Source organism: Protofrankia sp. Cr2 (assembly GCF_963555885.1).
Classification (GTDB): domain Bacteria; phylum Actinomycetota; class Actinomycetes; order Frankiales; family Frankiaceae; genus Protofrankia.
On record NZ_CAUVXG010000004.1, the window covers coordinates 140,142 to 146,133 of the forward strand.

A 5,992-nucleotide genomic window follows, 5' to 3' on the forward strand; every position below is an offset into this window, starting at 1 on the left:
GTGGCAACTTCCCTGCGCATGAGACCCCGGGGACGTACCGTCAACTAGTGCTCGATCTGTCAGGGTCCCAGGCCCCGCAGTCCCCTGAACCGACAACGCTCGGTGTCCTGCGTGGCTCAGGACACCGGCACCGGTCCGTACGCACGGAACTGCGCAACAACACCCTCGCCCGGATGGCGGGTGGCGAGAACCGGTTTCCCGGCATCGTCGGCTTCGACGACACCGTGCTCCCCCAGGTCGAACGCGCTCTGCTCGCCGGGCACGACATCGTCTTCCTCGGGGAACGCGGGCAGGGCAAGACCCGCCTGATCCGCACCCTGGTGGGCCTGTTGGACGAGTGGACGCCGGTGGTCTCCGGCTGCGAGATCAATGATCACCCTTTCACCCCGGTGTGCACCCGGTGCCGGCTGTTGGTCGCCGAGTTCGGTGACGACACCCCGGTGTCCTGGAAGCACCGCTTCGAACGGTTCGGCGAGAAGCTGGCCACTCCGGACACCAGCGTCGGCGATCTGATCGGGGACGTCGACCCGGTCAAGGTCGCGCAGGGCCGAACCCTGGGTGACCCGGAGACCGTCCACTACGGTCTGATACCACGCACCAACCGCGGCATCTTCAGCGTGAACGAACTTCCCGACCTGGCCGAACGGATCCAGGTATCGCTCCTGAACGTGCTGGAGGAACGCGACATCCAGGTCCGGGGCTACGTCCTGCGGCTCCCGCTCGACCTGTTTCTCGTCGCTTCGGCGAATCCCGAGGACTACACCAACCGGGGCCGGATCATCACACCCCTCAAGGACCGCTTCGGCGCCGAAGTCCGCACCCACTACCCACTGCGCCTTGACGACGAACTGGCCCTGATCCGCCAAGAGGCGGCGCTGGACTGGCGGGAGTCGCCGCTGGGGCTTCCCACCGTCCCCGACCACCTGCTGGAGGTGGTCGCACGCTTCACCCGGCTGGTGCGCGACGCCCCGCAGGTCGATCGGCGCTCCGGCGTGTCGGCCCGGCTGTCGGTGGCCGCAGTCGAGACCGTGGCCGCCTCGGCGGTGCGCCGAGCGGCGCTGGCCGGCGAAGACGTTCCGACGGCACGGGTCGTCGACCTCACGGCGATCGTGCCGGCGGTACGCGGCAAGGTCGAGTTCGACCAGTTGGAAGAGGGGCGGGAGGACGAGATCCTCGCGCACCTGCTGCGGCGGGCTGTCGCCGAGACGTTTCGCGCCCGCCTCGCCGGCACCGACCTGAGCGGTCTGCAACGGCGTTTCGAGGTGGACGGCCCGGTTGAGACCGGTGATCTCGTCCCGGCCACGGAGTTGCTTCGGCGGGTCGGTCCGGTGCCGGGGCTCGCCGCGATCCTCATCAGGCTCGGCATCGACGGTGCGGAGTCGCCGGGGCTCGCCGCGGCCGGGCTTGAACTGGCCATGGAGGGTCTGCACCTCAACCGGCGGCTCGCCAAGGAGGAACTGCCGGGCCGGACGGTGTACGGCGGATGAGCGCCGGGACCGGGCCGGCGGGATTCCGGTACGGCCCGTGGGGCGGTGGCCCTGATCCCCTGGCATACCCGTTCGACGCGGCGGGCACGCTGGACGAGATGTCCGAGCACATCCTCGATGGCCGAACCCCACGTGAAGCTCTGGACGCGTTGCTGCGCCGCGGCACACACAACCGCCGTGGCCTGGAAGATCTGCGCCGTCAGGTGGAGCGCCAGCGGCGCGAGGCCCGCGCGCGCGGGCGTCTGGACGGCACCCTGGAGCAGGTCCGCGAGCTTCTGGACGAGGCGATGGAGCAGGAGCGGGCCGCGCTGTTCCCGGACCCCTCCGACGACGCCCGCCTGCGCGAAGCTGAGCTCGACGCCGTGGCGGGCGACCCGGCCCGGGCCGTGAGCGCGCTGGCCGACTACGAGTGGCGTTCACCCCTTGCGCGCGAGACGTTCGCGAAAATCTCCGACCTGCTCCGCCGCGAGGTGCTCGACACGCAGTTCCGCGGCATGAAACAGGCGTTGGAGAACACCACGCCCGCGGCCATGGCCCGAGTGGCGGACATGCTCAACGCGCTCAACAGCATGCTGGAGGCGGATGCCCGCGGCGAGCACACCGACGCCGCGTTCGAGGATTTCATGCGCTCGTTCGGTGACTTCTTCCCGGAGAATCCACGCTCGCTGGACGAGTTGGTGGATTCGTTGGCGCGGCGCGCCGCGGCTGCCGCACGGCTGATGGCGGGCCTGTCCCCGCAGCAACGTCAGGAACTGGCCGATCTGATGACCGCCGCCATGGCCGACATGGGCCTGGCAGCCGAGCTGTCCCGGCTGCGCGATGCGCTCCGGGCCGCCCGCCCGGACCTCGGCTGGGGCCAGCCCGCACGTGGCCGGGTGCGGGACCCGATGACCGGCGAGACCCCCCTCGGGCTGGGGGAAGCCACCAGCGCGCTGGAGGAGCTGGCCGAACTCGACGAACTGGCTGCCGCGCTGTCCCAGGACTACGCCGGGGCGTCCCTGGCGGACATCGATCCGGAGGCGGTCGCGCGGGCGCTGGGCCGAGGTGCCGTCGACGACCTGCGTACCCTCCAACAGATCGAAAAAGAGCTGGAACGCCAGGGTTTCCTGACCCGAAACGCCGGAAACCTGGAGCTGACCCCGCGGGCGGTCCGGCGCATCGGGCAGACAGCGCTGGCGCGCATCTTCCACCGGTTGGACGCCCACGGACGCGGTGATCACGATGTCGCCGACGCCGGCGCGGCCGGCGAGCTCACCGGGACATCCCGGCTGTGGTGCTTCGGCGACACCCAGCCCCTCGACGTCGTCCGCACTGTCCGCAACGCGGTTCTACGGGCGGGGCCGGCCGGCCCGGACGGATCGGTGCGCCTGGATGTCGCCGACTTCGAGGTCGCTGAGACCGAACGCCGGACCTCGGCCGTGGTGTGCCTGTTGGTCGACCTCTCCTACTCCATGGCACTGCGGGGAACCTGGGGAGTGGCGAAATCGACGGCGCTCGCGCTACATACCCTGATCAGCACGAAGTTCCCGCAGGACACGATCCATCTGGTCGGTTTCTCCGACTACGCCCGCCTGCTGCGCCCGGTGGAGCTCGCCGGGCTGGACTCCGAAGTGGTACAGGGCACGAACCTCCAGCACGCGCTGATGATCGCGGGTCGGCTGGTGTCGAAACATCCGGATTCCGAACCGGTCGTACTGGTGGTCACCGATGGTGAGCCGACAGCGCACCTGATGCGTAACGGCACGCCCGCCTTCTCCTGGCCGCCCACGCCGGAGACCCTTGAGCTGACCCTGGCCGAGGTGGACCGACTGACCCGCCGTGGGGCGACAATCAACGTGTTCATGCTTGACAACGAGCCGCGGCTGGTGCAGTTCGTCGACGAAGTCGCCCGGCGCAACGGCGGTCGGATGCTTTCCCCCGATCCGGGGGCGCTGGGTCAGTATGTCGTCCGGGACTACCTCCGCGCACGTGGCGGCCGACGTTCCCGCTGATCCCGCTCGCTGATCCCGCCGATCCCGAACATACGGCATCCAGGAGCGCGACCGGAGCCACGACCACCTCCCCGGCAGCCGACCGGCTGGTCATGCCGGCGGTACCAAGCCGTCACGCTCCTAGTACAGCGAGCACCCCTGTACCGACCCGGGCGATGACAGGGGGTCCAAAAGCGACCATCGCCGAAACAGGTCCGCCCCCAGCGCGGGCCGTTCCAGTCGGCTATGCGATGGGCATCCCGCGCACAGTGGTGGCTACCTCGCCTCGGTGGGCCACGTCGTCGAGCTTGTCCAGCAGGCGCTCCCAGACCTGGCGCGGGAGATCGTGGCCCATTCCGTCGATCTCCAGCAACTCGGCGGACGGGATGGCGGCCGCGGTGTGCCGGCCACCGGCGACCGGAATGAGCGGGTCGGCCGTACCGTGCACGACCAGGGTTGGAATCGTCAGCTGGCGCAGGGCCGCCGTCCGGTCGTCGGCCGCCAGTGCGGCAATCAACTGCCGCGCCGTCCCATGCGGGTCGTACCTGCGGTCCCATGCCATCCCAGCCCGCCGACGCACCCACTCGCGGTCATGCGGAAACTCGCCCGACCCGATGATGTTGTATGCCTGCTCGGCCCCGTCTATGAACGCCTCGCGGCTCGCGGCAACCGGGCGCAGCAGAGCGGCAGCCGCGTCCGGGGTCGGCTGGCTCTCCTCACGGTTGCCTGTGGTCGAGGAAACCGACGTCAGGCTGCGCACCCGATCAGGAAAGTGCAGCGCCAGCGTCTGGGCGATCATGCCACCCAGAGAGCTCCCCAGGACGTGCGCGGACTCCCAGCCGAGAGCGTCCATCAGCCCGATGGCGTCAGCCGCCATGTCGAGGAGGGCGTAGGGCACGGCGTCTGCATCCCCGGAGAGCGCGGCCGTGAGGTCCGGCTGGCCAAGATGATCAAAATGGGTGGAAAGCCCGACGTCCCGATTGTCGTAGACGACGACCTGGAAGCCTCGGCGCACCATCGCGCGGAGAAGATCAGGATGCCAGCCGACAAGCTGCTGGCCCAGCCCGCTGACGATGAGGAGCGGCAGGCCGCTGGAGTCACCGTGCAGCTCGTACGCGATTTCGATGCCATTGGCCTGAACCGTGCCCATAGACGGAAGGTAGCGAGCCGTCGCCACGGACGCTCGCAATCCATCGAAGTTCCGCCGAAGGTCACCCATACACACGCAATCGAGCACTCAACCAGGCCCGCATAGCCGCCACTCCCACTGGCGCTTCCCACTGGCGCTCATCGCCCCACCCGTGCACGCTCGACTACCTTAAGTCAAAAACCTGATGCTCAAAGTGACATTCGCGAGGACGGGTACGGGTGGTCTTCCCTACGATCGAGTTCGCGGCGTTCTTCGCCGTGGTCATGGCAGGCTCCTGGAGCCTGATGCCCCGCCCGCACCTGTGGAAGCCCTTCATCCTGGGCGCCTCCTACTTTTTCTACGGATATGCCGACAAACGGTTCGTCGCCCTCCTGCTCGCCTCGACCGTCCTCAATCAGGCGGCCGCACTCGCGCTTGCCCGGTGGCGGGACCGCCGCATCCTCATCGCGGCGATCATCTGCGATCTGGGCCTGCTGGGCTGGTTCAAGTACTACGGATTCTTCGCCCTCTCGGTCGACCGGATGCTCGACCGCATCGGGCTGCCGGCACCACTCCCGCTACTCCAGGTCGCGTTGCCGGTCGGCATCTCATTCTTCACGTTTCAGGCGATGTCATATGTCATCGACGTCCATCGCGGGGACATCCGCCCGGCAAAGACAACCGACTTCGCGGTGTACCAGGCGTTCTTCCCACATCTCGTGGCCGGGCCGATCGTCCGGGCCAGTGAGTTCATTCCACAGCTGGCCACGCCACGTGACCCGGACCAGGTGCCGGCCACCCGGGCGATCTTCCTGATCGTCGGTGGCCTCGTCAAGAAGATCGCGCTCGCGGACCTGCTCGCCACGCAGATCGTCGATCCGGTCTTCGACACCCCGAGCCAGCACTCGTCGCTGGAGATACTGGTTGCCATCTACGGCTACGCCGTGCAAATCTACTGCGACTTCTCCGCCTATTCGGACATGGCCATCGGAATCGCCCTGTTGCTGGGCTTCAGCTTCCCCGACAACTTCGACCGCCCGTACACCGCGGCCAGCCTGCGCGAATTCTGGCGACGGTGGCACATAACGCTTTCACGGTGGTTGCGGGACTATGTGTACGTACCGCTGGGAGGCAACCGGCACGGTCCTCGGCGCACCTACGCCAACCTTATGATCACCATGATCCTCGGCGGGCTATGGCACGGAGCGGCCTGGACGTTCGTCATCTGGGGCGCCCTGCACGGCGCTGGGTTGGCAGCCGAACGCAGATGGGCCGAGTCCCGCCGCCGACCCGCCGCCCCTGCTGTCATGACCACCGCGGCGGCATGGCCGGCGGTGCCGGCGCCGCGAACACCAGAGGTGACCGGGGGCCGCTCCGCGGCCGGAACCGACTCCCAGCCCCGCCCG

Annotated in this window: 4 protein-coding genes; 3 read left to right on the top strand and 1 reads right to left on the bottom strand. The window is 68.6% G+C overall.

Annotated features, from left to right (window positions below; translation table 11 throughout):
- Nucleotides 1-47: 47 nt before the first annotated feature.
- Both U9978_RS04325 and U9978_RS04330 read left to right on the top strand, forming a co-directional pair.
- Nucleotides 48-1,487 (top strand): magnesium chelatase, encoded by a 1,440-nt coding sequence (locus tag U9978_RS04325; protein ID WP_322759734.1) that lies wholly within the window; start codon nucleotides 48-50, stop codon nucleotides 1,485-1,487.
- Nucleotides 1,484-3,478 carry a vWA domain-containing protein gene (locus tag U9978_RS04330; RefSeq protein ID WP_322759716.1) on the top strand — a complete coding sequence of 665 codons (1,995 nt, stop codon included), beginning with the start codon at nucleotides 1,484-1,486 and terminating at the stop codon, nucleotides 3,476-3,478. Before U9978_RS04325 ends, U9978_RS04330 begins: the two co-directional genes overlap by 4 nt.
- A gap of 223 nt (nucleotides 3,479-3,701) precedes the next feature.
- Here U9978_RS04330 and U9978_RS04335 read toward each other — a convergent pair whose 3' ends face one another.
- Nucleotides 3,702-4,607 (bottom strand): alpha/beta hydrolase, encoded by a 906-nt coding sequence (locus U9978_RS04335; RefSeq protein ID WP_322759735.1) that lies wholly within the window; start codon nucleotides 4,605-4,607, stop codon nucleotides 3,702-3,704.
- A 218-nt stretch (nucleotides 4,608-4,825) separates the two neighbouring features.
- Between U9978_RS04335 and U9978_RS04340 the strand changes: the two genes are divergently transcribed.
- On the top strand, nucleotides 4,826-5,992 hold a 1,167-nt coding region (locus U9978_RS04340), incomplete at its 3' end, for an MBOAT family O-acyltransferase (RefSeq protein ID WP_322759717.1).

Coding starts and splice junctions, on each gene's coding strand:
- U9978_RS04330 (WP_322759716.1), top strand. CDS start 1,484: ATGAGCGCCGGGACCGGGCCGGCGGGATTCCGGTACGGCCCGTGGGGC.
- U9978_RS04335 (WP_322759735.1), bottom strand. CDS start 4,607: ATGGGCACGGTTCAGGCCAATGGCATCGAAATCGCGTACGAGCTGCAC.